Source organism: Pedococcus aerophilus (genome assembly GCF_039532215.1).
Taxonomy (GTDB): Bacteria; Actinomycetota; Actinomycetes; order Actinomycetales; family Dermatophilaceae; genus Pedococcus; species Pedococcus aerophilus.
On record NZ_BAAARN010000003.1, the window covers coordinates 400,009 to 425,993 of the forward strand.

29 protein-coding genes are annotated in these 25,985 nt (G+C 73.0%); 13 read left to right on the forward strand and 16 right to left on the reverse strand.

Annotated features, from left to right (window positions below; genetic code table 11):
- Positions 1–44: 44 nt before the first annotated feature.
- Together ABD286_RS14000 and ABD286_RS14005 are read left to right on the forward strand one after the other, a co-directional pair.
- On the forward strand, positions 45–500 hold the full coding sequence (locus tag ABD286_RS14000; RefSeq protein ID WP_344194502.1) for a MarR family winged helix-turn-helix transcriptional regulator: 456 nt from the start codon (positions 45–47) through the stop codon (positions 498–500).
- A 133-nt stretch (positions 501–633) separates the two neighbouring features.
- Complete coding sequence (locus ABD286_RS14005; RefSeq protein ID WP_344194504.1) at positions 634–1,128, forward strand: cupin domain-containing protein; 495 nt, start codon at positions 634–636, stop codon at positions 1,126–1,128.
- A gap of 2 nt (positions 1,129–1,130) precedes the next feature.
- Here ABD286_RS14005 and ABD286_RS14010 read toward each other — a convergent pair whose 3' ends face one another.
- Positions 1,131–2,357 carry a glucose-1-phosphate adenylyltransferase family protein gene (locus tag ABD286_RS14010; protein WP_344194506.1) on the reverse strand — a complete coding sequence of 409 codons (1,227 nt, stop codon included), beginning with the start codon at positions 2,355–2,357 and terminating at the stop codon, positions 1,131–1,133.
- A gap of 9 nt (positions 2,358–2,366) precedes the next feature.
- Positions 2,367–3,926, reverse strand: coding sequence for a PucR family transcriptional regulator (locus ABD286_RS14015; RefSeq protein WP_344194508.1), 1,560 nt, complete (start codon positions 3,924–3,926; stop codon positions 2,367–2,369).
- Positions 3,927–4,029: 103 nt separating this feature from the next.
- On the opposite strand from ABD286_RS14015, the gene ABD286_RS14020 reads away from it, so the two are divergent.
- From ABD286_RS14020 to ABD286_RS14040, 5 genes are all read left to right on the forward strand, one after another.
- Positions 4,030–5,307: an NAD(P)/FAD-dependent oxidoreductase gene (locus ABD286_RS14020; protein WP_425565388.1), complete on the forward strand. Its 1,278-nt coding sequence runs from the start codon at positions 4,030–4,032 to the stop codon at positions 5,305–5,307.
- A gap of 101 nt (positions 5,308–5,408) precedes the next feature.
- The gene (locus tag ABD286_RS14025; RefSeq protein WP_344194512.1) at positions 5,409–5,708 is read left to right on the forward strand and encodes a metal-sensitive transcriptional regulator; all 300 of its coding nucleotides are present in this window, start codon (positions 5,409–5,411) and stop codon (positions 5,706–5,708) included.
- Between the two features lie 62 nt (positions 5,709–5,770).
- Positions 5,771–5,989: a heavy-metal-associated domain-containing protein gene (locus tag ABD286_RS14030; RefSeq protein WP_344194514.1), complete on the forward strand. Its 219-nt coding sequence runs from the start codon at positions 5,771–5,773 to the stop codon at positions 5,987–5,989.
- Complete coding sequence (locus ABD286_RS14035; RefSeq protein WP_344194516.1) at positions 5,986–6,936, forward strand: hypothetical protein; 951 nt, start codon at positions 5,986–5,988, stop codon at positions 6,934–6,936. Before ABD286_RS14030 ends, ABD286_RS14035 begins: the two co-directional genes overlap by 4 nt.
- Positions 6,933–9,239: a heavy metal translocating P-type ATPase gene (locus ABD286_RS14040; RefSeq protein WP_344194518.1), complete on the forward strand. Its 2,307-nt coding sequence runs from the start codon at positions 6,933–6,935 to the stop codon at positions 9,237–9,239. The genes ABD286_RS14035 and ABD286_RS14040 overlap by 4 nt, the downstream gene beginning before the upstream one ends.
- A 12-nt stretch (positions 9,240–9,251) precedes the next feature.
- Here the strand turns inward: ABD286_RS14040 and ABD286_RS14045 are convergent, their stop codons facing one another.
- The 3 genes from ABD286_RS14045 to ABD286_RS14055 form a co-directional block, all read right to left on the reverse strand.
- Entirely contained in the window at positions 9,252–9,614 is a 363-nt protein-coding gene (locus ABD286_RS14045) for a TraR/DksA family transcriptional regulator (protein ID WP_344194520.1), read from the reverse strand.
- Positions 9,615–9,649: 35 nt separating this feature from the next.
- Positions 9,650–10,759 carry a lysylphosphatidylglycerol synthase transmembrane domain-containing protein gene (locus tag ABD286_RS14050; RefSeq protein ID WP_344194522.1) on the reverse strand — a complete coding sequence of 370 codons (1,110 nt, stop codon included), beginning with the start codon at positions 10,757–10,759 and terminating at the stop codon, positions 9,650–9,652.
- Positions 10,760–10,927: 168 nt separating this feature from the next.
- Positions 10,928–11,293, reverse strand: coding sequence for a UBP-type zinc finger domain-containing protein (locus ABD286_RS14055; protein WP_344194524.1), 366 nt, complete (start codon positions 11,291–11,293; stop codon positions 10,928–10,930).
- A gap of 112 nt (positions 11,294–11,405) precedes the next feature.
- Between ABD286_RS14055 and ABD286_RS14060 the strand changes: the two genes are divergently transcribed.
- Entirely contained in the window at positions 11,406–11,915 is a 510-nt protein-coding gene (locus ABD286_RS14060) for a DUF427 domain-containing protein (protein WP_344194526.1), read from the forward strand.
- Positions 11,916–11,945: 30 nt separating this feature from the next.
- Here ABD286_RS14060 and ABD286_RS14065 read toward each other — a convergent pair whose 3' ends face one another.
- Complete coding sequence (locus ABD286_RS14065) at positions 11,946–12,929, reverse strand: hypothetical protein (RefSeq protein ID WP_344194528.1); 984 nt, start codon at positions 12,927–12,929, stop codon at positions 11,946–11,948.
- Positions 12,930–13,046: 117 nt separating this feature from the next.
- Here ABD286_RS14065 and ABD286_RS14070 point away from each other — a divergent pair, with 117 nt between their 5' ends.
- A complete protein-coding gene (locus ABD286_RS14070; protein ID WP_344194530.1) occupies positions 13,047–13,517 on the forward strand; it encodes a VOC family protein in 471 nt (156 codons plus the stop codon).
- A gap of 41 nt (positions 13,518–13,558) precedes the next feature.
- On the opposite strand, the gene ABD286_RS14075 is transcribed toward ABD286_RS14070, so the two are convergent.
- Positions 13,559–13,999 (reverse strand): SRPBCC family protein, encoded by a 441-nt coding sequence (locus tag ABD286_RS14075; protein WP_344194532.1) that lies wholly within the window; start codon positions 13,997–13,999, stop codon positions 13,559–13,561.
- A gap of 65 nt (positions 14,000–14,064) precedes the next feature.
- Between ABD286_RS14075 and ABD286_RS14080 the strand changes: the two genes are divergently transcribed.
- Together ABD286_RS14080 and ABD286_RS14085 are read left to right on the forward strand one after the other, a co-directional pair.
- Positions 14,065–15,081 (forward strand): phosphotransferase enzyme family protein, encoded by a 1,017-nt coding sequence (locus tag ABD286_RS14080; RefSeq protein ID WP_344194534.1) that lies wholly within the window; start codon positions 14,065–14,067, stop codon positions 15,079–15,081.
- A 29-nt stretch (positions 15,082–15,110) separates the two neighbouring features.
- Positions 15,111–16,157 carry a GNAT family N-acetyltransferase gene (locus ABD286_RS14085; protein WP_344194536.1) on the forward strand — a complete coding sequence of 349 codons (1,047 nt, stop codon included), beginning with the start codon at positions 15,111–15,113 and terminating at the stop codon, positions 16,155–16,157.
- On the opposite strand, the gene ABD286_RS14090 is transcribed toward ABD286_RS14085, so the two are convergent.
- The 5 genes from ABD286_RS14090 to ABD286_RS14110 are packed head-to-tail and all read right to left on the reverse strand — an operon-like array spanning position 16,147 to position 20,372.
- Positions 16,147–17,046 carry an amidohydrolase family protein gene (locus tag ABD286_RS14090; protein WP_344194538.1) on the reverse strand — a complete coding sequence of 300 codons (900 nt, stop codon included), beginning with the start codon at positions 17,044–17,046 and terminating at the stop codon, positions 16,147–16,149. The genes ABD286_RS14085 and ABD286_RS14090 overlap by 11 nt on opposite strands.
- Positions 17,043–17,675 (reverse strand): isopentenyl-diphosphate Delta-isomerase, encoded by a 633-nt coding sequence (gene idi, locus ABD286_RS14095; protein WP_344194540.1) that lies wholly within the window; start codon positions 17,673–17,675, stop codon positions 17,043–17,045. Before idi ends, ABD286_RS14090 begins: the two co-directional genes overlap by 4 nt.
- Positions 17,672–18,745, reverse strand: a complete 1,074-nt coding sequence (locus tag ABD286_RS14100; protein ID WP_344194542.1) for an NAD(P)/FAD-dependent oxidoreductase — start codon at positions 18,743–18,745, stop codon at positions 17,672–17,674. The genes idi and ABD286_RS14100 overlap by 4 nt, the downstream gene beginning before the upstream one ends.
- A complete protein-coding gene (locus ABD286_RS14105; protein ID WP_344194544.1) occupies positions 18,742–19,275 on the reverse strand; it encodes an isoprenylcysteine carboxyl methyltransferase family protein in 534 nt (177 codons plus the stop codon). Before ABD286_RS14105 ends, ABD286_RS14100 begins: the two co-directional genes overlap by 4 nt.
- 2 nt (positions 19,276–19,277) lie before the next feature.
- The gene (locus ABD286_RS14110; protein ID WP_344194546.1) at positions 19,278–20,372 is read right to left on the reverse strand and encodes a type III polyketide synthase; all 1,095 of its coding nucleotides are present in this window, start codon (positions 20,370–20,372) and stop codon (positions 19,278–19,280) included.
- Between the two features lie 78 nt (positions 20,373–20,450).
- Between ABD286_RS14110 and ABD286_RS14115 the strand changes: the two genes are divergently transcribed.
- Positions 20,451–21,275: a UbiA family prenyltransferase gene (locus ABD286_RS14115; protein WP_344194548.1), complete on the forward strand. Its 825-nt coding sequence runs from the start codon at positions 20,451–20,453 to the stop codon at positions 21,273–21,275.
- Positions 21,276–21,341: 66 nt separating this feature from the next.
- Here the strand turns inward: ABD286_RS14115 and ABD286_RS14120 are convergent, their stop codons facing one another.
- Together ABD286_RS14120 and ABD286_RS14125 are read right to left on the reverse strand one after the other, a co-directional pair.
- Entirely contained in the window at positions 21,342–22,184 is an 843-nt protein-coding gene (locus tag ABD286_RS14120) for an amino acid ABC transporter ATP-binding protein (protein WP_344194550.1), read from the reverse strand.
- The gene (locus ABD286_RS14125; protein WP_344194552.1) at positions 22,181–23,710 is read right to left on the reverse strand and encodes an ABC transporter substrate-binding protein/permease; all 1,530 of its coding nucleotides are present in this window, start codon (positions 23,708–23,710) and stop codon (positions 22,181–22,183) included. The genes ABD286_RS14120 and ABD286_RS14125 overlap by 4 nt, the downstream gene beginning before the upstream one ends.
- 38 nt (positions 23,711–23,748) lie before the next feature.
- On the opposite strand from ABD286_RS14125, the gene ABD286_RS14130 reads away from it, so the two are divergent.
- Positions 23,749–24,117: an iron chaperone gene (locus tag ABD286_RS14130; RefSeq protein WP_344194554.1), complete on the forward strand. Its 369-nt coding sequence runs from the start codon at positions 23,749–23,751 to the stop codon at positions 24,115–24,117.
- Here ABD286_RS14130 and ABD286_RS14135 read toward each other — a convergent pair.
- Both ABD286_RS14135 and ABD286_RS14140 read right to left on the reverse strand, forming a co-directional pair.
- Positions 24,080–25,513 carry a DUF4232 domain-containing protein gene (locus ABD286_RS14135; RefSeq protein ID WP_344194556.1) on the reverse strand — a complete coding sequence of 478 codons (1,434 nt, stop codon included), beginning with the start codon at positions 25,511–25,513 and terminating at the stop codon, positions 24,080–24,082. The genes ABD286_RS14130 and ABD286_RS14135 overlap by 38 nt on opposite strands.
- 27 nt (positions 25,514–25,540) lie before the next feature.
- A complete protein-coding gene (locus ABD286_RS14140) occupies positions 25,541–25,972 on the reverse strand; it encodes a VOC family protein (protein WP_344194558.1) in 432 nt (143 codons plus the stop codon).
- Positions 25,973–25,985 lie beyond the last annotated feature (13 nt).

Consider the following 25,985-nt stretch of genomic DNA (forward strand, 5'->3'; position numbering starts at 1 on the left):
AGTTGCACGCGCGGGTTATTGCAAAGGCGGGCTAGAATCGGGCTATGGGAATCGCCGATGACGCCGTCGAGATCCGCGCCCAGGGCTGGCGCACCCTCGCCGCCCTGCACGGCCACATCGAGGGAGCCCTCGAGCGCGAGCTGACCTCGGGGCACGGGTTGTCGGTCGTCGAGTTCACCGTCCTCGACGCCCTCTCCCGCCAGGACGGCTGGCACATGCGGATGTCGCAGCTCGCGCGTGCTGCCGCCCTGTCGAGCAGCGCCACGACCCGCCTGGTCAACCGGCTCGAGGACCGTGGCCTCATCACCCGGATCCTGTGCGCCGACGACCGGCGTGGCATCTACACCGAGCTCACGCCCTCGGGATCGGCGCTGCTGGACGAGGCCCGACCGACGCACCACCGGGTGCTCGAGGAGGCGCTGCAGTCGGCGGCCGACGTGCCCGAGCTGGCCCCGCTCGTCGATGCCCTGCACCGCCTGCCCAGTCCCGCGGCAGTCTGATCCGGCGGTAGCCCACCGGCGCCCCCCGGGGGTGGCCGCGAGTGACCACGTCACTGACCGCACAGCGCGTTCAGTGACCTGGTCACTCCCGCCCCCTTGCCGCTCCCTGCGGACCGTGGTGAAGATGTCGGACATGAGCTACCCACCGCCGCTCTACGACGGCGAGCACGGAGAGGTGAGCGCCACGGTGCGCGCAGGCAGCGCCGGCCCGGAGCTGACCTACCCCAACGGGAACCGGGTGCACTACCTGTCGACGGGCGCGTCGACCGGCGGCTTGTTCGGGCTCTACCGCTGGGAGTTCGCCCCTGGTCGCAGTGGCCCCGACGCCCACTTCCACCGCACCCTCACCGAGTCGTTCTACATCCTCTCCGGCGAGGTGACGGTCTACGACGGGGCCGCCTGGCGCGTCACCCGGCCGGGCGACTACCTCCACGTGCCTGCCGGTGGGCTGCACGGCTTCCGGAACGACTCGGGGGCCGAGGCGTCGATGCTCCTGCACTTCGCGCCCGGGGCACCGCGCGAGGGCTACTTCGAAGGGCTGGCCAGGGTGGCGGCGGGCGAGACCATGACCGACGCCGAGCGCGAGGAGTTCATGAGGTACCACGACAACCACTGGGTCGACGGCTGAGGTCAGGCGGTGCTGCCGGGCTCGAGCCTCGCGCCGGCGGCCACCTCGGCCCGTCGTGGCACGCGGCTGTCACGACCCACGAGGGTGATCTCGTCGTCGGTGGCCTTGCGGCGGGTCGACAGCGCACCGACCACGGCCCCCTGCCCCACCACCACGCCGGAGTCGAGGACGCTCGTGGCGACGCTCGCCCCGCCCTCGACGACCACGCCGGCGAACAGCACGCTGTCCTCCACCCGGGCCCCCGCGGCGACCTTCACGCCCGGGCCCAGCACGCTGCGCACGACCTCACCGGCGACGTCGCACCCCGGCGACACGAGGCTGTCGACCACCTGGGCACCCTTGCGCACCAGCGCGGGAGGCAGCTCGGGGAACCGCGTCAGCACGGGCCGGTCGGCGTCGTCGAAGACATCGACCCGTCCGGCGAGCAGGTCGCGGTGCGCCTGGAGGAACGACTCGGGTCGGCCCACGTCGCGCCAGTAGCCGCCGATCGGGGCCGCCCACACCTGCCCTCGCCCGACCAGTCGGGGCAGCAGGTGCTCACCGAAGTCACCCAGGCCGTCCTCGTCGAGCTCACCGCTCGCAGCGAGGTCGGCCCGCAGGGCGTCGAGGCTCTCGAGGAGGACGACGGCGTCGTAGACGAACACCTCGGTCGCCACCACCCCGGACGCAGGACTCGTCGGCTTGTAGTCGAAGCCCGTGACGTGGCCGTCCGCACCGGCGGTGACGACCGCCTGGTGGGCGGCCTCCACCTTGGTCATCTCGGCGGTGACGATGGTGCACTCGGCCTCCCGCTCCCGGTGCAGGGCGAGCACGGCGTCCAGGTCGCACCGGAAGACGTGGTCGGCGCTGATGACCACCACCTGGTCCGCGCCGAACGCCTCGATCTGGTCGCGCATGCGCAGCAGGGCATCGGCGTTGCCGAGGGAGAACCCGCTCTCGGAGCGCGAGCCGTCACCCTGCTCGGGCACGACGCGGCGGTAGCCACCGCGGGTCCGGTCGAGGTCCCAGGGCCGACCTCCTGCGAGGTGCGGGTCGAGGGAGCCGGCCTGGTACTGCACCGACACCCAGACGTCGCTGATCGTGCTGTGCGCCAACGACGACAGCGCGAAGTCGATGAGCTGGTAGGACCCGGCGAACGGCAGCGCGGGCTTGGCACGCTCCCTCGTCAGGACATCCATCCGGCTCCCCTGGCCGCCTGCCTGGACCAGACCGAGCACGCGGTTCGTCATCGCCCCACCCTAGGCAGTGCTCTGCGCCGGCGCTGCGCCGGTGGTGTCGAGCAGGGCGGCGAGCTGCAGCCGCAGGGCGAGCCGCACCACCGGGTCGTCGAGGTCGAGCCCGGCGAGGTCGGCGATGCGGTTCATCCGGTAGCGCATGGTGTTGGGGTGCACGTGGATCGAGCGGGCCGCCCGGCCCGGCGCGCCAGGATGGTCCAGCCACGCGGCGAGCGTCTCCAGGTGGTCGCTGCTGTGCTCCCGGTCGTGCGCGACCAGGATGTCGAGCGGACCGAGCACGTCCGCCCCTCGCAGCGTCGCCGCCGCCCGCTCGACCGTCACCTGCGCCCACACGTCCTCGTGCACCAGCGTGGCCGGCTCGGCGTCCGGACCGACGACGCGCTCCGCCTCGAGCGCCTCGGCCTTCGACCGTTCCAACTCGGCGACGGTGTGTGCCGTGCGCCCGGCGCGCGCGGTGAGCTCCAGGGACTCGCCCCGCGCCCGCTCCACCACGCCGGTGAGCCAGCCCCACGTCCCGGGCGAGGGGTCCTCGCTGTCGCGCACCACGGCATACGCCCGGTTGTCGAGGTCGGCGAGCAGGGGCTGGTTCCACGCGTGGCGCCGTGACACCGACTCCCAGAGGTCGAGCAGCCGGGCGGCCCCACCCTCACCGCCGAGGCAGACCACCCGCCACGGACCCGGCGGGAGCCACCCGCCGGCCCCGGAGGTGCTGCCCGAGAGCACTCCGCGCAACCGGTCGGCGGCGACGCGACGGGACAGGTCGGCCTGGGCCCGCAGGCGCAGCAGGTGCAGTGCCACCACGGAGGAGGTCTGGACGAGCTCGGCGACGAGGTGCGCAGGGGGCCGGTCCTCGACGACGGCCCAGATCGACCCGAGCCACTCGCTGCCGGCGCGGACCGGCACGACCAGTCGGGGCAGCGTGCCGTTGGGGTCGGCGGGGACGAAGACGGGTTCGCTCGACCGGGCCAGCCGCCGGAAGACGCCTCGGGCACGCAGGCTGGCAAGCACCTCGTCCGGGACGCGGCGGCCGACGATCGTGGAGACGCGCGCCGGGTCGGTCACGTCCTGGCGCGAGGAGTAGGCCAGCACCCGGGACTGGGCGTCCTCGATGGTGACCGGGGCGTCGACGAGGGCGGCGGCGGCGTCGGCGAGCGCGAAGAGGTCGTCCTGGACGGGGACGTCGCCCCGGTGTCCCCCGGTCGTGGCCCCCGCCCGGTCGATGACCCCGCGGAGCAGCCAGACGACGTGCGCCCAGGAGGCCTGCTCGGCCAGTCCGACCAGGGCGAGCCCCTCCCGGCGGGCGCGGTCGCGCACCTGGCGGCGGGTGGCCAGGCTCCGGCGCAGGACCAGCCCACCCGCGCCGGCCGCAGCCGCGGCCTCGACGAGGGCGACCGCCGCCTCGGTGGTCTCGACCCCGACGCCGAGCACCAGGTCGGCCGGCTGGCCCACCACGCCATGACCCGGCTCGGCGATGGTCAGGTCGTCGACCTCGGCGCCGGCCGGGTCGACCCCGAGCGTCAGCAGCCCGGCGAGGGTGGCAGTGAGGTCGGCGACGCTGAGCACACGCCTACTGTCCCACGGGTTTGTGCCGGTGGCACAACTGTGGCGTCTACTTCTGTGCTCGTGGCCCGGTGCAGCCTCTATCAGCGAGCGCGAGCATCGACGCATGGCTTCCTCCCGCACCGTCACCGCAGCCGGTCTCCCCGTCCCCCAGCGCGTCGCCGTCGTCGGCGCCGGCATGGTGGGTCTGTCCACCGCCTGGTTCCTCCAGGAGCACGGAGTGGAGGTGACCGTCCTCGACCGCGAGGGGGTCGCCGCCGGTTCCTCCTGGGGCAACGCCGGCTGGCTGACGCCGGGCATCGCGACGCCCCTCCCGGAGCCCGCCGTCCTCAAGTACGGCATCCGCGCCGTCCTGTCACCCTCGTCCCCGGTCTACGTGCCGCCGAGCGCCGACCCCAAGTTCCTCAAGTTCGTCACGGGCTTCACGAAGAACTCGACGATGAAGGCCTGGAAGAAGGCCATGGGGTCCCTCGTGCCCGTGAACGACCTGTCGCTGGAGAGCTTCGACCTCCTGCGCGACGGTGGCGTCAAGGCCGACACCCGTGAGGCGAAGTCGTTCCTCGCGTCGTACCGCACCGAGACCGAGCGGGTCACCCTGCTCGAGGAGATCGAGCACATCCACGCCGCCGGCCAGGCCATCGAGTTCGAGGCCCTCACCGGCGACCAGGCCCGCGCCATCGAGCCGAGCCTGTCCGACGAGATCGGCGCGGCGATCCTGCTCAAGGGCCAGCGCTTCATCGACCCGGGCTCCTACGTCCACGCGCTCGCCGACTCCGTCCGCGAGCGCGGCGGCAAGATCATGGACGCCGCCACGGTGGCCGACATCCGCGACACCGGCGCCGGCGTGGTCGTCACCACGGCGGAGGGATCGGTCGAGGAGTTCGACGCCGCCGTCCTCGCGACCGGTGCGTGGCTCGGCAAGCTCGCCCGCCAGTTCGGCGTGAAGAACGTCGTCCAGGCCGGCCGCGGCTACTCCTTCTCCGTCGAGATCGACCACGTGCCCAACGGCCCGGTCTACTTCCCCGCCCAGCGAGTCGCCTGCACGCCGATCGGCGACCGCCTCCGCGTTGCGGGGATGATGGAGTTCCGCAAGCCCGAGGCGGCTCTCGACCAGCGCCGCATCCAGGCCATCGCCGAGGCCGCCCGCCCGCTCCTGAAGGGCGCCAACCTCGATGACCGCCAGGACGAGTGGGTCGGCTCGCGCCCCTGCACCGTCGACGGCCTGCCTCTCATCGGTGCCACCAGGTCGCCGCGCGTCTTCGCCGCGGGTGGTCACGGCATGTGGGGCATCACCCTCGGCCCGGTCACCGGCCGCCTGCTCGCGCAGACGATGGTCACCGGCAAGCAGGTCGACCAGCTGCGCCCGTTCGACCCGATGCGCTGACCGATCACGTCGTCCGAAGAGCCGTCCCGTGCACGCGGGGCGGCTCTTCGGCGTTCCGCCCACCCTGTGACGGAATACCATAGGGGGGTATGGTGTTGGGCATGAGCATGAGCGATGCGCACCCGGGCTACCACTCCGAGAAGGCCAGCCACCTCAAGCGGCTGCGTCGCGTCGAAGGTCAGGTCCGCGGGTTGCAGCGGATGGTCGAGGAGGACCAGTACTGCATCGACATCCTCACCCAGGTGTCGGCGGCCACCAAGGCGCTGCAGTCGTTCTCGCTCGAGCTGCTCGAGGAGCACCTGTCGCACTGCGTCGTCGACGCCGCCCGCAAGGGCGGGCCCGAGGCGCAGGAGAAGGTGCGCGAAGCCTCGGACGCCATCGCCCGCCTCGTCCGTTCCTGACGGCCCCACAGCGGCCCGCCCCGAACCCCACGTCCCAGCCAGCCCAACCACAGGAGCACCCCATGAGCACCCAGACCTTCGACGTCGTCGGCATGACCTGCGGCCACTGCGCCAGCGCCGTCACCGAGGAGCTCAAGGCCCTCGACGGCGTCAGCGACGTGCAGGTCGACCTCGTCGCGGGCGGCACCTCTGCCGTCACCGTCGCGGCCGACCGCGAGCTCACCCCGGCTGAGGTGACGTCCGCGCTCGACGAGGCGGGCGACTACAGCCTGGCCACGTGAACACCGCGACCCGCGTCGGCGCGTTCGGCGCGGGTCTGGTCGTCGCCTTCGGCGCAGCCCTGGGAGCGGGCCGGCTCGTCGGCCCGCTCGATACGGTGGCTGCCCCGGCACCCCACACGGAGATGTCCACGGACGGCCACCCCGCCGATCCGGGCGGCCACGCCTCTGAGGGCGACCAGCACACCGACACCCACCAGGACCCCGGCGGCGGCACCTCGGCCACGCCCGCCGGGTTGAGCTCGACGGACCAGGGGTACCGGCTCGTCCCTGGCGCCACGACCCTCGCTGCGTCGAAGGCTGCCCGCGTCACCTTCCAGGTCCTCGGCCCGGATGGTCGCCCGGTCACGGGTTTCACCACCGCCCATGAGAAGAAGCTGCACCTCGTCGTCGTGCGCCGCGACCTGTCCGGCTTCCAGCACGTGCACCCCACCATGGCCGCCGACGGCACCTGGTCGGTCAGCCTCGACCTGGGCCGACCCGGGCAGTGGCGCATGTTCGCCGACTTCGACCCCGACGGCGACACGGAGGGCCTCGTGCTCGGCACCGACCTCGCCGTCCCCGGCGACTACTCTCCCGTCGCCCTCCCCGCACCTGCGCGCACCACCACGGCGGACCGGTATGCCGTGCAGCTCACCGGGTCGCTCGACCCGGCGACGGCCCAGCGGCTCGACCTCGCCGTCTCGGACGACAGCGGTCGCCCCGTCGACCTCGAGCCCTACCTCGGCGCCGACGGTCACCTCGTGGTCCTGCGTGAGGGCGACCTCGCCTACGCGCACGCCCACCCCGTCCACGCGACGACCGTTGGGGACTCGGCATCCGGGGCCACGGTCGGTTTCCGGGTGGAGCCACCCGGCCCCGGCCGCTACCGGGCCTTCCTCGACTTCAAGGTCGCCGGAACCGTCCACACCGCGGCGTTCACCCTCGACGCCGCCGGAGGCACGCCATGACCCACACGACGAGCACGAGCACCACGGCCTCCACGACCCGCTCCGAGGACAGCGCCCCCACCAGCGCCGTCGAGCTGGTCATCGGCGGCATGACGTGCGCGTCCTGCGCGACGCGGATCGAGAAGAAGCTCAACAAGATCGACGGCGTCACGGCCACGGTCAACTACAGCACCGAGAAGGCAAAGGTCACCTTCCCCGACACGGTCACCGCCGCCGACCTCGTGGCGACCGTCGAGAAGACGGGCTATACCGCCGAGCTCCCTCCTGAGCCGGACCCGGCCGGCGACGGTGACGGCGCGCCATACGTCGAGGTGGACCCCACCGCGGCACTGCGGCAGCGGCTCCTCGTGTCGGTACTGCTCGCGGTCCCGGTCGTCGCGATGGCGATGGTGCCGGCGTGGCAGTTCCGCTACTGGCAGTGGGCGTCCCTCGTCCTGGCCGCACCCGTCGTGGTGTGGGGCGGGCTGCCGTTCCACCGCGCGGCGTGGACCAACCTGCGCCACGGCCAGACCACGATGGACACCCTCGTGTCGGTCGGGACCATCGCGGCATTCGGCTGGTCGCTCTACGCCCTGTTCCTCGGCACGGCCGGCGAGCCCGGCATGACGCACCCGTTCTCCTTCACCATCGAACGCACCGACGGCGCGGGCAACATCTACCTCGAGGCCGCTGCGGGCGTGACGGCGTTCCTGCTCGCCGGACGGTATGCCGAGGCGCGCGCCAAGCGTCGCTCGGGTGCTGCGCTGCGGGCACTGCTCGAGATGGGCGCCAAGGAGGTCTCGGTGCTCCGCGGCGAGGGTGCGGCTGCCACCGAGGTGCGCGTGCCCGTGTCGGAGCTCGTGGTGGGGACGCGGTTCGTCGTGCGCCCCGGCGAGAAGATCGCCACCGACGGCGAGGTCGAGGACGGCACGTCAGCGGTCGACGCGTCGATGGTCACGGGCGAGTCCGTGCCCGTCGAGGTCGGTCCGGGCAGCCGCGTCGTCGGCGCCACCGTCAACGCAGGCGGCCGGCTCGTCGTCCGCGCCACGCGGGTCGGTGCCGACACCCAGCTCGCGCAGATGGCCCGGCTCGTCGAGGACGCCCAGAACGGCAAGGCCCAGGTGCAGCGGCTCGCGGACCGGGTGTCCGGGGTGTTCGTGCCCGTCGTCATCGCCCTGGCTGTCGCGACCCTCGGGTTCTGGGTCGGTGCCGGCGGTGGGTGGACCGCCGCCTTCACGGCCGCGGTGGCCGTCCTCATCATCGCCTGCCCCTGTGCCCTCGGGCTGGCGACGCCGACCGCTCTCATGGTCGGCACGGGCCGCGGGGCCCAGCTCGGCATCCTCATCAAGGGACCCGAGGTGCTGGAGTCCACCCGTCGCGTCGACACCGTCGTGCTCGACAAGACGGGGACCGTGACCACCGGACGCATGACGCTCGACGAGGTCGTCCCCGCGGCCGGTGAGGACGCAGCCGAGGTGCTGCGCCTCGCCGGGGCGCTGGAGGACGCCTCCGAGCACCCGGTGGCCCGAGCGGTGGCTGCCGCGGCCCGCGAGGCCCTCGACCAGGCTGGCACGCTGCCCGGCGTCGAGGACTTCGCCAACGAGCAGGGGCTCGGCGTCCGCGGTCAGGTCGAGGGGCGCGTCGTGCTGGTCGGGCGACCCCGGCTGCTGGCCGACTGGTCGGTGACGGTGCCGGACGAGCTCACCGCCGCCATGGCCTCGGCGCAGTCGCGTGGCGCCACGGCCGTGGTCGTCGCCTGGGACGGGCGCGCCCGCGGAGTCGTCACCGTCGCCGACACGGTCAAGGACGGGTCGGCCGAGGCCGTGGCCGAGCTGCGTCGCCTGGGCCTCACCCCGGTGCTGCTCACCGGCGACAACGAGGGCGCTGCCCGTCACGTCGCCGGCCTGGTCGGCATCGACGACGTCCACGCCGAGGTGCTGCCGCAGGACAAGGTCGACGTCGTGAAGGCGTTGCAGGACAGGGGTCGAGTGGTGGCGATGGTCGGGGACGGCGTGAACGACGCCGCCGCGCTGGCGCAGGCCGACCTGGGTCTCGCCATGGGTACCGGCACCGACGTGGCGATCGAGGCCAGCGACCTGACCCTCGTGCGCGGCGACCTGCGGGTGGCCGCCGACGCGATCCGCCTGGCCCGACGGACGCTGTCGACGATCCGCGGCAACCTGTTCTGGGCGTTCGCCTACAACGTCGCCGCGATCCCGCTCGCTGCGGCGGGACTGCTCAGCCCGATGCTCGCGGGCGGCGCGATGGCTCTGTCGTCGGTGTTCGTCGTGACGAACAGCCTGCGGCTGCGCACCTTCCGCTGACCACCCCGCCGCTCAGCGGGGGCAGGCGGCGTGGGCGACGCAGGTGCGCGCCGTCGGCCGCGCCTCCAACCGTCCGGCCGGTATGGCGTCGCCGCACCGCTCGCACACGCCGTACGTCCCGTCGTCGAGGCGGGCCTCCGCGGCAGTGATCTCCCGCAGGTGGGCCACCGCCGATGAGGCGAGCGCGCTGGTCTGGGCGCGCTCGAAGGCGATCGTGGCGCCCTCCGGGTCGTGCTCGTCGTCGGCGTTCGAGTCCTGCGACGCCTCGACGATGAGCGCGACATCTGCCTCGAGGTCGCCGAGCCGCGCCAGGGTGGTGGCCCGGTCGGCGGCGAGCAGCTCGCGGGCGCGGGCGGCCACGGGGTCGGAGGTCATCGCCCCAGCCTAGGAACGTGGTCCGACACCAGCTGTCAGGCGGTGAGGGCGGTGCGGCGGCTCAACGACCAGGCCAGCATCGACAGGCCACCGACCGGGATCTCCATCCCGAACGTGAACGCCCGGTAGAGCAGCACCCCGGCGGCCGACATCGTCGGATCCACCCCGAGGGCCACGAGCACCCCTGCCATGCCGACCTCCACGAGACCGGTTGCGCCCGGCGTGATCACGACCATCGACAGGATCCGCTCGACCGCGAACGCCGCCAGCACCACGGCCGGGCTCACCCACGAGCCGAGCACCCGCAGCGAGAGCCAGAGGAGCACCGCCTGCAGCGCGGCATACGCGATCTTGCCCAAGGCCATCCGCCACCACCCCGAGGCGATCAGCGCCGCGCTGTCGCGGCGGAACGCCGCAGCTCGCGCCGCATACCCCTCGGCCGGGGGGCGCACGAAGCGCACCCGACTGGCGATGCGATCGGCAAGGCGGCCGAGGAAGGTCACCGTCCGGTCATCCCGCGCCAGGAACCAGAGGACGACCACGACCGCGGTGAGCAGGCCGAGCCCGACGTAGGCCGCGGTGCCCACTGCTCCGCCGGCCTCGACCCCGGCGGCGGCGAGCCAGAGGAGCGCGACCCCCGGGAGGGCCAGCTTGAGGGTGGTGTCGAAGAGGTTCGTCACGAGGGCCCAGCGGGCGAAGGCCGGCGAGGCGAAGCCCCAGGAGCGCGCCATCCGCCAGTTCGCGACGGTGCCGGCGGCGCCGCCGAGGGGCAGGAGGTTGGAGACGAAGCTCCCGGTGAGGTTGAGCAGCAGCGCCCGGCGGTGCGACAGGCCGGGCAGCGCGGCGGTGAGGGCCGGGGTGTGCGCCCAGAGTCCGGCGAGCCACACGAGCGTGAGCAGCAGCAGGTGGGCCACCGACAGCGAGGCGAGGGCGTGCGCGATGTCGTCCCACTGGGCACCGGCGACCCTCGGCAGGGCGAGCGCGAGGATGCCGGTCGCCAGGGCACCGGAGACGAGCAGCTTGGCGGCCCTCCTCCCGCCGCGACCGCCCCCCGGCGCGCGGCGGGCGGCCTGGTCCCGCGCGGTCGGACGCCGCAGTGGTGCGGTCGTCGCCGGCGGCGGGAGCAGTCCGAGGTGGAGGGCCATGGCTGGACTCTGGCGGCCGGGAGCGGGGTGACGCATCGGGGCTCGTACCCAGATCGACCCCCACTGTGACCAGTCACCTCAGGGTCGACCCTGAGCAGGCAGGGGGTGGGAGAGCTTCGGCGTCAACCGGGGTCGGCCGGGTCGGCCGGGTCGGCCGGGTCGGCCGAACTAGTGGACGTGGTCGGCCCAGTCCGCAGGCACCGCGCCGGCGGGACCCGGGACGGGCTGGTCGAGCGGGTGGTGCTGGGGGTCGGCGAGCGCGGGGCCGGTGAACCCCGAGCCGGAGCGGAAGTCCCAGAACCAGTCCTCGCCGGGCTCGAACGACCGGATCACGGGGTGGCCGGTGTCCTCGAAGTGGTGGCTCGCGTGCTGGCTGGGCGAGCTGTCGCAGCACCCGATGTGGCCGCAGGCTGCGCACCGGCGCAGGTGCACCCACCAGCCACCAGAGGCCAGGCACTCGACGCAGCCGGTGCCGCTCGGCGTCGCGGCGGCGTCGATCCCGTCGGCGGACGACTCGTCGGGAGTGGGTGCCATGGTCGACCTCCGGGCGGAGAGGGTGAGTCGCGCTCGCGACCCTCCGGTCACGCTACTGCGCCCGCGCGTCCCCGGCAGGGCGATCGGGTCGCGGACGACCTAGCGTGGGGACATGGCGATGTTCAGCGGTCACCCGAAGCCCGATCCGGTCGGCCCCGGGCAGGAGTCCGTCTGGTCCTACCCCCGGCCCCCGCGCGTCGAGCAGTCCTCCGACTCCGTCGAGGTGTGGGTCGGCGGCGAGCGCATCGCCCTGACGACGCGTTCCTGGCGGGTCCTGGAGACCAGCCACCCGCCGACCTACTACCTGCCGCGCGAGGCGTTCGTCGACGGCGCGCTGCGCCCTGCCGACGGTTCGTCGTACTGCGAGTGGAAGGGCATGGCCTCCTACCTCGACCTCGTCGGCGGTGGACGGGTCGCACCCCGCGCCGGCTGGTTCTACGCCGAGCCCACCCGTGGGTTCGAGGTGATCGCGGGTGCCGTCGCCGTGATGCCCGCCGCGGTCGACCGCTGCGTCGTGAACGACGAGGTGGTCCGACCGCAGGAGGGCGGCTTCTACGGCGGCTGGATCACCGACCGCGTCGTCGGCCCGTTCAAGGGGATCCCGGGCAGCTGGGGCTGGTGACCACCCGGGCGTGACCGCGGCCCGGTGACGTCAGTCCGTCGCCGCCCGCAGCCGGTCCAGCTCCGCCTGGGCCGTATGGCGCGCGGCCTCCGCGGCCTTGCGCGCCCGGACCGCGTCGGTCACCGCCTCAAGGGCCCGCTCGTCGGCCTCGCGGGCCTTGGCCAGCTGGCGCTCCACGACGGCGATGCGGTCACGGGTGTCGTCGGCGTGCTCCCTCGCCGAGGCGACGGCCTGTTCTGCCTTGGCGTGAGCCTTCGTCGCGGCCTCGAGCTCGGCCTCGGCATGAGCGAGCTGCTCCTGTGCGGTGGGCCCGGCGTCGTCAGCGGCGTCGGACTCGGTGGCGTCGTCCGTCGGGTCCGTGGCGTCGCCCCGGCGCGGCCCGTCGGCACCGGTGGTGCTGCTCGGGCCGGCGCCCGCTCCGGACGCGGGACCGCCGTCCCGGACCACCGAGAGGATGGAGCCCGACGACGTCCGCACGACCGCCTCAGAGAGGTCGACCTCGCCGAAACCGCTGTAGGACAACGCCCTCGTGAGCTGCCCGGACGTCACCGCGGCCGAGGCGTCCTCGTCCGCGAGCGCCGCGATGACCGTGCCGCGTACGTCGTCCTGCGCCGAGGGCGACAGAGCCCGACCTGCGTCGGCGACCACCGCGGTCGCTGCGGCGACGACCTCGGCCACGACCCGGTCACGTTCGGGGCGCAGCGACGTCAGGGTCGCGGTGTCGAGGCGGCCCTGGGCACCGCGCATCCGGACCCCCAGGGCGACGAGCTCCTCGACGAGGTCCGGCTCCTCACGGGCGAGCAGGTTCACCGCCCACGCAGCCATGCTCGGTTTGCGCAGGGCACCGATCGCCTTCGCCCCGGCGGCGTCGCCGTCGGCCTTCGCCCTGGCGACACGGTCCTTGCGGACCGCCATGAAGTCGGTGGGGCTGGCACCGTAGACCGCGCGCAGCGCCTCTGCGAGGTGGGCAGAGGCCGCCTCGCTGAGGTCGTCGGTCGGGGGCGGGTCGGGCACACGGCGACGCTACGGCATACCCCTGCGCCCCGCGGTGACCGATGACTTCTGGTGGCGGCCCGGGTCAAATGGACAGGAGCGGGCACCCGGCCCGCCCACCGGAGCGAGGAGCCCGTCATGCCCCGTACCTATCCGTGCCTGTGGTTCGACACCGATGCCCAGCCGGCGGCCGAGTTCTACACCTCGCTGTTCCCCAACTCGAGGATCGGCACCATCTCGCACTACCCGGCCGGCTCGGGTGACCGCGAGGGGCAGGTGCTGACGGTGGCGTTCGAGCTGGACGGAGCCCCATACCTCGCGCTGAACGGCGGTCCAGAGTTCACCTTCGACGAGGCCATCTCCATCACGATCGACGTCAAGGACCAGGCCGAGCTCGACCACTACTGGGACGCACTCGTCGCAGACGGCGGCCAGGAGAGCATGTGCGGTTGGCTCAAGGACCGGTTCGGGTTGTCGTGGCAGGTCGTCCCGGAGAACTGGGACGAGATCGCCAGCGGCGACCCGGAGCGGGCCGCCAAGGTGTTCGGCGCCATGATGACGATGAAGCGCCTCGACATCGCCGCCCTCGAGGCGGCGGGCAACAGCTGACCGCCGCCACCCGGCGGGCGGCGGCGGTCGGTGGGACAGGGCTAGGCGACCCGACCGCGGCCGAGCTCGCGGGTGATGCCCTCGACGGTCTCGTCGCCGAGCTTCTCGAAGACCCGCTGCATGAGCGGCTCGGCGAGCTTGGCGATGCCGTTGAAGACGATGTGCGCGTGGTAGGTCACCTTCGACCCGGAGCCGTCCGGCTTCACCGTGATGTCGTCGGTGGAGGTCGCGGTCTTGTTGGTGCCCTTGAGGACCACGTGGTCGGGCTCGAGGGTGGTGAGCACGTAGTCGAGCTCGGTCTCGCGGCCGAGGACCTTGGACGTGTTCTTCCACGTCGACCCGACCTGGACCGGGCCGCTCCCGACGCGCTCGCACTTCACGGTGCCGGGATCCCAGGCGACGGCGTTGGAGAAGTCGCTGAGGTAGGCCACGACTTCCTGGGGAGGGCGGGGGACAGTGAACTCGCGGATGACGTCGACCATGCCTCGACGCTAACCCGGATGAAACCCCGGTGCCCTGTCGAAGCCTCGCGGCTAGCGTGGCGCAGGTGGACCCGGTGTCGCTGAGCTCGTGGATCGGGTGCGACTTCGGGCTGGACGTGGCCCGGGTCGAGCCCGTCGGGCTCGGGGCCGATGCCCGCGCCGACCTCGCGCGGGTCGTGACGGTCGACGGCCGGGAGCATGCCGCCAAGACCAGCTCCGGCCCCCAGCCCGGTCTCGCCGTGGCCGACCTGCTGGCCTCGCGTGGCGTGGTCGGCGTGCCGGGGCCGTTGCGGACCCGCGACGGCGCGCTCACCGCGTCCTGCGGCCCACCCGGTGGTGGCTTGCGGCTCAGCGTCGTGCCTTGGGTCCGGGGCCACCGGGTGCTCGACACCGGTATGGCGCCGCCGGAGTGGGCGCGGCTCGGTGAGCTCCTCGGCAGGCTGCACACCACCCCCTTGACCGAACCGGGGCTGGCGACCGTCCCGCGGGAGGACCACGACCCCACGGCGGTCGTGGCGCAGGCGCGGGCGTTCGCCGACGCCCTTCTCCGGGCCGACCGCGACCACCCCGCCGACCCGGCCGTGGCCGCGGTGTCGGTGCTGTGGGCACAGGAGGGGCCGCGACTGCTCGCAGTGGCCGACCGGGCCCTGCACCTGTCCGACTCCCGGAGGTGGGCGCAGGTGTCGCCGGTGCTGTGCCACGGCGACCCCCACCACGGCAACCTGCTCGTCGACGGTTCCGGCGGGGTCCACCTCATCGACTGGGACGACGCGGTCGTGGCACCACGCGAGGCCGACCTGATGTTCGTGGTCGGAGGCGTCTTCTCCCACGCCACCATCACCGAGGAGCAGGTGCGGTGGTTCTTCGAGGGCTACGCACCGGTCACCGGCGTCACGCTCGAGGACCTCGACGCGGAGGTGCTGGCCTACCTGCGCTGCGTCCGGGCGCTCGTCGACGTGCTGGACCTGGCCGAGACGGCGCTGGCGGCCTCGGACCACGCCCTCGCCGACCGGTGGGAGGCGCTCCGGTACGCGAGCGGCACGCTCGGCTCGGGCGGCCTCGTCGAGCTCGCCCTGTCCTGAGGCGTTGTCGGCTCTGGGAGGATGGGCCGGTGAACCCCGTGGACCCGCTCGCCGACCTCCCTGCCGACTGGTCGACGCGGGTCCCTTCCAGCCAGGACGTCCCGGCGCTGGTGCGCCTCGTCGCCCGGCACCACGAGGCCACCCGGGGCTCGAGCTCGGTCGACGACACCACCGTCGCCCTCGAGGTCGCCGGCCACGCCTCGTGGACGCGCCGGCAGCTGCTCGTGACCGACGGCGGCGGGGAGGCCCGCGCCTGGGTCCGCGTCCACGACCGTGCCGCCGGCCGCACCGTCGTCGACCTCACCGTGGACCCTCAGGTCCCCGAGCGGCACGACGTCGCCGCGGCGCTGTTCGCCTGGTCGGAGGCCACCGCCCTCGACATCGCCGGTCAGCGCGGACTGCCCGGCACGCAGCTCGACTCCGGCCGCCACGTGGGTGACGAGGACCAGGCCCGCTGGCTGGCCGCGGCGGCATACACGAAGGTGCGAACCTGGCTGCAGATGTCACGCCCCGTCGCCGCCGCCGAGGCGGGTGAAGGCGTCTTGTCCGGGCCCAAGCCCGGGGTGACCGTGCGACGCGTGGCGACCCACGAGAACGGCCTCCCCGTCGCCGGCGACCTCCAGACGGTGCACCAGATGCTCGAAGAGTCGTTCGCCGACCACTTCAACTCCTACCGCGAGAGCTTCCCGGAGTTCGTCCAGCGGCTGCGGGAGGACCCCGGCCACCGGTGGGACCACTGGTGGATCGCCGAGGTGGAGACCGACGGGGAGGTGCTTCCCGGCGGGGCGATCGTCAGCTCGGTGCTCGCGCCCGACGGCGACGGCGTGGAGGGCAGCTACATCGACTACATCGGGGTGCACCGCCGCGCGCGTGGCCGTGGTGTCGCGAAGGCGTTGCTGCACACCGTGATCCGCGACGCCGCCGAACGCGGGCGCAACCGCGTCAACCTCGAGGTCGACGCAGACTCCCCCACCGGCGCAGACGGGTTGTACGTGTCCATGGGCTGGGCGACGAGGTACCGGACCGAGTCCTGGCACCGCGACGTGACGCTCGGCTCGGGCGGCGTCAGCCGCTGAGGCCCATCAGCCGCGCACCGTTGTGCCACAACACCTTGCGCAGCCAGTCCTCACCGAGGTCGAGGCGGTGCAAGGCCTCCAGCTGGTGGGCGTAGGGGTACGGGATCTGCGGGAAGTCCGAGCCCAGGACCACCTTGTCTGCCAACCCTGCCAGCCGGGGCAGGTAGTCGTCCGGCAGGGGTGCGAACTGGTTGGTGAAGTCGGTGCCGACCATGGTGGTGTCGAGGTGCACCCGGTCGTGGGCCTCCGCGAGGTCGGCGAACGCGTGGTACTCCGACATCCCCAAATGCGCGATGACGAGCGCCAGGTCGGGGTGGCGCCGCAGCACCTCTGCGACGGCCCCGGGGCCAGTGAACTCCCCTGCCAGTGGGGCAGATCCGGCGTGGAGCACCACGGGCACGCCCGCCTCTGCCAGCACCGCCCAGGCCTCGTCGAGCAGGGGGTCCAGCGGGCTGAACCGACCGACCTGGACGTGCAGCTTGAACAGTCTCGCGCCCGAGCGAAGCGCTGCCCGCACCACGTCGGCCGACCCGGGCTCGGGGAAGAACGTGGCGCTGTGCACGGCATCGGGGATGCGCGCCGCGAACTCGGTGCCCCACTCGTTGAGCCACTGCGCCATCCCAGGCTTGTGGGCGTAGTTCAGCGCCGGGATGCCCCGCAGTCCCAGGGACCGTACCTCGTCGAGGCGGCCGGCCTCGTCCTTGCGGTAGGTGATCGGCCACGCCATGCCGTAGTGCTCCTCGGCGTGGTCGAAGTAGTCCCAGACCTTGCGCAGCATGGGTTCCGGCATGAAGTGCACGTGGATGTCGGCCAGCCCCGGCAGGCCGAGTGCGCGCCAGTAGGCGGGCACGTCCTCGTCACGAGTGGGTGCGATCGGTGTCTCGCTCACGCACCCACCGTACGAGCCGCGGGCGGCAGCAGCGCGGCGTCACCCTCGGACCAGCGACGCGGGTCCGGCCCCCGGGCCTCCAGGAGCCGCAGCTGTCGGGCGCACCACGGCGACACCGCGCGCAGCCCGAACCGCACCTCCTCGCAGACCTCGTTCCACCCGACCCAGGTCGCCTCGTGCACCTCGCTGGGGTCGAGCCGCAGCCGTTCCCCGGGTGCCAGCCACGCGGCATACACGGGGCACAGCTCGTTCTCCACCACGCCATGCATCTCCGCGCGGTAGCGGAAGTCGGGAAGGAGGAGGCGCACGCCCGTGACCTCGACACCGAGCTCGAGCCGCGCGCGGCGGTGCACCGCGTCGGCGAGGTCCTCCCCGGGTGCGGGGTGGCCGCAGACCGAGTTCGTCCAGATGCCGGGGAAGGTCGCCTTGTCGAGGGCGCGACGGGTGAGCAGAAGATGGCCGTCGCTGCCGAAGACGTAGGCGGAGAACGCGAGGTGCAGCGGGGTCCGGTCGGTGTGCACCGTCGCCTTGGGGGCGGTGCCGACGGCCGAGCCGTCCTCGTCGAGCAGCACCACCACCTCTGCGCCGTCCTTCGTGGTGGTGGACGCGGCAGTCGGGTCGAGGCTCATCGCACCCTGCCCAGCTCGTGCACCGCTCCGGCGAAGACCGGGCGCAGCACCTCGGCGGCCGGGACGATCGCCCGGCGCACCCACGCGGGCCGCGTGGCCTGGACGAGCCCCTGGGTGAGCACCGTGTAGCGCCACGTGGCCTGGCGCCAACCTCGTTCGTACGCCTGGGGACGCCCTTCACCGACTGCCGCGACGGCCGCCGTCGCCTGCGCGAGGCCGAGGGCGATCCCTTCACCGGTAAGGGCGTCGACGTAGCCGCTCGCGTCGCCGACCAGCAGGACGCGCCCCGCCACCCGGCGGCGCGTGCGCTGCCGGAGCGGACCGGCGCCGCGCAGGGCACCACCGACTCCGGACGCGCCGTCGAGCCTGGCCATCAGCTCAGGGAACTGCGCGAGCAGCGCGTCGTAGCCGGCGCGGCTGCGGGTGAGGACGGCGACCCCGACGAGGTCGGGGGCCACCGGCGTGACGTACGCCTCGGCCGTCGGGCCCCAGTGGACCTCCACGTGGTCCGACCACGGCGCGATGACGTGGTGGAGCCGCAACCCGTAGCGGGCGTGGCCGCGCGTCGGCGCCTCCAGACCGAGGGCGCGGCGCACCGGGGAGTGCAGCCCGTCGGCGGCGATGACGTATCGCGCCCGCACCGGCGGGCCCGGACGGCGCCCCTGCTCGTGGGTGGCGACCGTGACGCCCTGGTCGTCCTGGGCGAGGTCGGCTGCGGACAGGGGAAGCACCTCGACCCCCGTGGACCCGGCCACCCCGGTGAGTGCGGCGTGCAGGGTCGTGCGACGCACCCCTCTGCCCACCCCGTCGCGGAACTCCGCTCGCGCGCTCCGGCTACCTGCGAGGTAGCAGATTCCCTTGAGCGGCACACCTTCCGGCTCGACGCCGAGGCGGGCCAGGGCAGCGACCGCACCGGGCATCAGCCCTTCGCCGCAGGCCTTGTCGATGGCACCCTCGCGGGGTTCCAGCACGACCGTCGACAGCCCCTGGCGGGCAGCCGTGAGGGCGGTGGCCAGTCCGACCGGCCCGCCGCCGATGACGGCGACGTCGACCACGGTCTGGGCGCTCATGACGACGGCACCGCTGCGTCGAGGTCGGCGAGGGCTCGCTCCTCGGCACGCAGCCGGACGGTGAGCAGCGCCGCGTTGGCGACGGTGAAGACGAGTGCGGTCGCCCAGGCCGTGTGCACCAGCGGCAGGGCGACCCCCTCGAGGACCACGGCCACATAGTTGGGGTGGGAGAAGAACCGGTACGGTCCACCCGTCACGCGACCGGCTCCGGGGACGACGATGACGCGGGTGTTCCACTGGTGCCCGAGCGTGCGGATGCACCACCACCGCAACGCCTGGCAGCCGAGGACGACCACCAGCATCGGCCACCCGAGGGCGGCGTGGAACGGCCGGTCGGCGAGGAGCACCTCGACGACGGCGCCGACGAGCAGCGCGGTGTGCAGCACCACCATGAACGGGTAGTGGCCGAACCCCGTCTCACGACCACCGCGCGCGAACGCCCACGCCGTGTTGCGCTTGGACACCACGAGCTCGGCGAGCCGCTCGAGGCCGACGGCGAGGACGAGGACGACGAAGAGTGCGACGGACACGGTCAGGCCCCCGGCGCGTTCAGCAGGACCATCTCGAGGCAGAACCCCGGACCCATCGCCAGCAGCATCCCGTGGGTGCCGGGGGCCGGCGGCCGGTCGCTGAGGGTGTCGGCCAGGACGTGCAGGACCGACGCGGACGACAGGTTGCCGATCCGGGCCAGGCTGTCCCAGGTCATGCCCAGCGCGTGCCGGTCGACCTCGAGCGCGTCCTGCATGGCTTCGAGCACCTTGGGGCCACCGGGGTGGGCGACCCACCAGCCGATGTCGTCGCGGGTCAGTCCGTGGTCGGCCAGGAACCCGTCCACGTCACCCCGCAGGTTGTCGCGCACCAGGTCGGGGACCTCGACGCCGAGGACGATGCGCAGTCCGCTCGCGCCCACGTCCCACCCCATGGCCCGCTCCGTGTCGGCATACATCCGGCTGCGGGTGGCGAGGACCCGCGGTGGCGCGGGTTGGTCAGGGTCATCACGCCGCTGCCCGAGCGACGGGTGGTCGGCCCCGACCATCACGACGGCGGCGGCTCCGTCGCCGAACAGGCCGCTCGCGACGAGGTTGGCCATCGAGGTGTCGTCACGCTGGACGGTGAGGCTGCACAGCTCGGTCGACACGAGGACGGCGACCTCACCCGGGTGGCCGAGCAGGTAGTCGTGGACCCGCGCGACCCCCGCCGCGCCTGCGACGCAACCGAGCCCGACGAGCGGCACCCGCTTCACGTCGTCACGCAGCCCGATCCGGGCGGCGATGCGCGCCTCGACCGAGGGGACGGCGAGCCCGGTGATCGTCGCGGACACGATGAGGTCGACGTCGCGGACGGTCAGGCCGGCCGCGGCCAGGGCCTCCTCGACCGCCTGCACGCCGAGGTCCACGGCGACGCGGATGAACTCGTCGTTCGAGGCGCCGAAGTCCTTGAGCTCGGGGTACCGGTCCAGCGGCAGGGCAAGGTGCCGGAACTCGACCCCCGCGTTGCCGTGGACCCGTTGCAGCAGAGGCAGATTCGGCTTGTGGGGAGCGAGCACGTCGGCGAAGACCTCGGTGACCTCGCTCTGGGCGTAGCGGTGCTCGGGGAGCGTGCCGCGGACGGAGAGGAGGTGGCTCACCTCCACAGCCTAGGCACGCCGGGCCCCTGCGCGCCTCACTCATGCGCCGGTGGTGGCCGGGCCACCTACGCTGCGGGTATGGGGGACGGGAGGAACCGGGCAGCCGCGGCCGTGGGGCTGCTCGCCGCAGCCCACCCCGCACCGGCGGTCGCCGTCACGGTCCTCACCGCCCTGCTCGCCCTCGCCGCCGGGCACTCGCCGGGGTCGGGCGCCCTGGTCGTGGCCGCCGTAGCCGCCGGGCAGCTCGGGATCGGCTGGTCCAACGACCTCGTCGACGCCGACCGGGACCGCCGGGTCGGGCGTGCCGACAAGCCCGTCGCCACGGGGGCTGTACCCGAGCGCATGGTGCGCCTCGCCACGGCGGTGTCCCTCGCTGCGTGCGTCGCCCTGTCCCTCGCCTGCGGCTGGCGCTCGGCCCTCGTTCACCTCGCGCTGGGGGTGGCGTCCGGGTGGGCCTACAACCTCGGCCTCAAGCGGACTCCCCTGTCCGCGGTCCCGTATGCCGTGGCGTTCGGTGCGCTCCCGGCGGTCGTCAGCTTGGCCCTGCCCTCGCCGTCGTGGCCACCCGCGTGGATGGTCGCCACCGGTGCGGTCCTCGGGGTGGGAGCCCACCTGCTCAACGCCCTGCCCGACCTCACCGACGACGAGGCGACGGGGGTGCGCGGCCTGCCCCAACGGCTCGGTGCGGGCACGGTCCGGGTCGTGGCTCCCCTGGTCCTGCTCGCCGGGTCTGCCGTCGCCGTGCTCGGTCCACCCGGCCCGGTGCCGCTGTCGGCGGCCGTCGCCGGGGGCCTGTGCGTCGCCCTCGCCGCGGTCGCCGTGGGTGGGCGTGGCCGGGTGCCGTTCCTCGCCTCGATCGCCATCGCGCTCGTCGACGTGGTCAGCCTCGTCCTGCGCGCTTGAGGTCGGCGCGCGCCGCAGCGCGAACCCACCCGCGTCGGGCTTTGGCCCGAGACCGGGGCCGACCGGTCAGATCGGTTCGAGCAACCGCTGGAGGAAGGTCTGGGTCCGCGGGTGCTGGGGGTTGGCGATGACGTCCTGGGGCCGTCCCCGTTCGACGATGAGGCCGCCGTCGATGAAGAGCACCTGGTCGGCCACCTGCTGGGCGAACCGCAGCTCGTGGGTCACCACGACCATCGTCCAGCCCTCGGCCGCCAGCGCCTTCATCACGCCGAGCACGTCGCCGACGAGCTCGGGGTCGAGGGCGGAGGTGGGTTCGTCGAAGAGCACGAGGTCGGGGCGCAGGGCGAGCGCGCGGGCGATGCCGACGCGCTGCTGCTGGCCACCCGAGAGCTGGAACGGGAACTTGTCGGCGTGCTCGGACAGGCCCACCTTGTCCAGGAGCTGGCGAGCGCGCTCCGTCGCCTCGGCCTCCGGCTCGTGCTGCACGACGACCGGTCCCTCGGTGACGTTCTCCAGGGCGGTCTTGTGGGGGAACAGGTGGTGCGCCTGGAACACCATGCCGCTGTGCCGGCGCAGCGTCATCAGCTCGGTGCGCTGGGCCTTGGGCAGCCGGCCACGGGCCCCGGGGTTGATGCCGGCGAAGTCGACCGTCGTGTCCCCGATGCGGACGACGCCGCTGTCGGGGACCTCGAGGGCGTTGAGGGCCCGCAGGAGGGTGGTCTTGCCCGAGCCGGACGGACCGATGACGCAGGTCACCGTCCCGGGATCGACGGTGAACGACACGTCCTCGAGGACGACGTGGTCACCGAACGACTTGCGGAGGTTGGTGACCACGACGAGGTGCTCCCCGCTGGAGGGCGCGGGGCGGGAGGGCTCAGGGCTGGAGGGCGCGGGGCTGGGAGTGCTCATGCGGCGACGAACCTGTTCAGTCGGGTCTCGGTGCGGGACTGGACGAAGGACAGCACGAGGCAGATCACCCAGTAGTAGACGGCTGCCATCCCGAACAGCGCGAGGAACTCGAAGCTCGGGGCGGCCGCTGTCCTCGCGGCCTGGAAGAGCTCGTTGACGAGGATGACCGCGGCCAGCGAGGTGTCCTTGACGAGCGAGATCAAGGTGTTGGACAACGGCGGGACGGCGGTGCGGGCCGCCTGCGGCAGGATCACCCGCCGCAGCGTCGTGGTGTAGTCCATGCCGATCGTGGAGGCGGCCTCCCACTGCCCCTTGGGCAGGCTCTCGACGGACGAGCGGACGATCTCGGCGGCATACCCTCCGACGTTGACGCTGAAGGCGATGACCGCCGCGAGGAAGGGCTCGATCTTCACCCCCACCTGGGGCAGGGCGTAGAAGATGAGGAAGAGCTGCACCAGCAGCGGGGTCCCACGGATGAAGGAGATGTAGAGGCGCGCGGCCCCGGAGACCACGGGCTGTCGGGACATCCGCATCAGGCCCACCACGAGCGCGATGACCATGCCGATGGCGAAGCTGATCGCGGTCAGCGGGATCGTGGTGGTGATGGCGGCCCGGGCCATCGGCCACGCGTTGTCCTTCATGATCTGCCAGGTGCTGGTCTGCTTCACCTCGGCGCCGAAGTACTTGGCGTAGATGGTGTCGAGGGTGCCGTCGGCGCGCAGCTCGTCGATGGCCCGGTTGAGCTGCGGGAGGTACCCCGAGTCCTTCTTCGCGGCCAGCACCGACCGGCTGACGTCGTCGGTCTCGGCCACGACCTTGACGCCGGCGTCGGGCTTGGTGGCCAGGTAGTTGCGGATCGCGAGCTTGTCGTTGACGAGGGCGTCGACGCGGCCCTGCTCGAGGTTGTCGATGGCGAGCGCCATGTCGTCGACCGGCACGACCGTCGCACCGGCCCCCTTGGCGACCTCGGCCCAGTTGCTCGTGATGTTCTGCGCCGACCGCTTGCCCTTGAGGTCGGCGATGGTCTTGATCTGCGTCTCGTCCTTGCGGACGACGAGGACACCGGTCGTCTCGACGTACGGGTCGCTGAGGTCGTAGCGGGCGTTGCGTTCGTCGTTGAAGGTGATCTGGTTGGCGACCACGTCGAAGCGCCCGGACTCCAGCGCGGCGAACATCGAGTCGAACGGCGTCTCGACGTACTCCACCTTCACGCCGAGGTTCTCGCCGATCGCGTTCATGACGTCGATGTCGAAGCCGGTCAGGTCGTTCCCCGCGCCACCGTGGTAGCTGAACGGCGGGTACACCCCCTCCGTCCCCACCTTGATCGTCGGTGGCAGCTCAGCGGCCCGGACCTCGCCCAAGGGATCGACCTCCCCACCGGAGCTCGTGCTGTCGGCCGGCACCCCGGCCGATGCACCGGCAGGGGCCGCCGAGGTCGTTGCGCCAGCCGGGGCTGCGGAGGCCGACATCGCCACGACGAGGAGCCCGAGGAGGACCACGAACAGGGCGGAGGCGGCGCGTTTCACCCTGTCACGGTAGCCACACGCAGGAGTAGCGTCGCGCCATGGCGCCCTTCGAGACGGTCGAGGCCTACCTCGCGTCCCTGTCCGACCCGAGCCGCGAGGCCGTGGAGCGGCTGCGGGAGACGGTGCTCGCCGAGCTGCCGGGCGCCGAGCAGCGGATCAGCTACGGCATCCCGGCGTTCTTCGTCGACGGCCGCGTCGCGATGTACGTCGCCGGCTGGAAGAAGCACGTCAGCGTCTACCCCGTCCCCGAGGGCGACGAGGCGTATGCCGCCGCCACCGCCCCCTTCGTCGCCGGCCCGGGCACGCTGAAGTTCCCGCTGTCCGCTCCCCTGCCGCTCGACCTGGTGGCGCGGACGGCCCGCCTGCACCTCAGCCGGATCCGGGGGACGTCACCGTCCAGCGCGTGACCGTCACCTCTGCTCCCTCGACCACGTCCAGCAGGTACGGCGCGGCGAGACCGAGCTCCACGGGTGCGTCTCCGGGGAGGTCGACGGTCAGGGTCTGCGGCGTCTGCTGGTCGGCGGCGTTGCGGTAGCCCCTCCACCAGAGGTCGAACGAGGCCTGCCCGCCGCGGGCCGCCAGCCCGATCCGCCGGTCCGGGACGACGGCGCCGTTGCCCCACCGCTGCGTGGGCGATGAGGTGACTGCCAGGTCGAGGTCGGCGAGGCCCTGAGTGAGGCGGAGGGTGGGGTGACCGCGCACCCAGCACGGGGTCGTCGAGGTATTGGTCGCCACGACCGAGACGGCGGTGCTGCCCATGGCGGAGTCCCAGCCCTGCGCAGCCAGGGACAGGTCGTCGGCCACGCACGCCCGTGACGCCACGACGGTGGGCGTGGGGGTCGAGGTGGGGTCGGGCGGTTCGGTGAACGAGAGGTCGGGGCGCGGGTCGGGGAGGACCGGCGGGACCGCAGCCGCCGCGGAGGGGACGAGGTCGGGGTAGAGGTCGCTGCGTGTCCCTGCGACGAGGTCGCGACCCACCGGCGTCCCGGCGACCAGTCCCGTCGCCAGGATCGCGACCGCCGCGGTCACGACGGCCGGCGCCGCCAGGGCCGAGGACCTGCCGCGCCACCCGTGGGCCAGCAGGTGCTCCGAGGCGACGACCACGGCCGAGCCGACCCCGGCGCCCAGGGCCAGCGCGACAGGCACGAGGACGAACAGGCTGGCGCCGAGGGCGGGTCCGGCCACGGGCGCCAGGGCCACGGCTGCGACGACACCGCCGAGGAGGCCTGTCGCCGCAGCGCTCGCCGAGACCAGCAACGACCCGAGCTCGCCGTCCGGCAGGGGCCGGCGACGTCGCGAGCGGTCGAGCCCCCAGGCGAGCAGGACGAACCAGGTCGTGGCGACGGCGAGGTACACCGCAGTCCCCCCGAACAGCCAGAACAGGGTGGTGAGGACCACCGGGACCACCGAGGCCACACCGGTGCCGAACGCGGTCAGTGCAGAAACGACCAGCGTGGGCCGGGCCTGCGGCGGTCGCACGGGCGTCGGACCGGTGGGCGTCGAGCCGGCCGGAGTGCGATCGGTCGACGTCAGTGCGTCGTGGGTCGGCCGCTGGGCCAGCGCCCGACGCACCCCCGTGGCGACGAGCCCGGCGAGGAGCACGAGGCCGGCTGCGAGGAACCAGCGCCCCAGCTCGCGCTGCGCCAGCAGGTTGGCCCGGTCGTCGCACCGAGCCGGGTCGCGTTCGCACGGGCCGTCGCCGAAGACGGTGACGTACGACCCGTAGCGGTAGGCGACCACGACGAGGCCGACCAGTCCACCGACGACGAGTCCACGGCTGAGCCATCGCCCCCACGACTGCATACGGCGACTCTAACCGGGACGAACCGGTCAGTCGGTGGATCCCTCCCCCTCGCCGGAGCCGGCGATGTTGACCATCCACGGGGTGCCGAAGCGGTCGGTCACCATGCCGAACTCGTCTCCCCACATCTGCTTCTCCAACGGCATCGTCACCGTGCCTCCGTCGGCGAGCTTGTCGAAGTAGCCCCTCAGCTCGGCGTCGTCGTCACCGCTCAGGCTGATCGTGATCGAGGAGCCTGCGGAGTGCTCCATGCCCTCGGGCGCATCGCTGGCCATGAGCGTGAAGCCGGACTCGGTCTCGAGCTGGGCGTGCATGATCTTGTCGGTGTCGGGGCCGGGCGGAGCGCCGAACTCACCGAAGGTGTTCATCGTCAGAGTGCCGCCGAACACGTCCTTGTAGAACTCCATCGCGGGCTTGGCCTGGTCGGCGAAGCCGAGGTACGGGTTGAGCGTCGAAGCCATCTCTGTCTCCCGG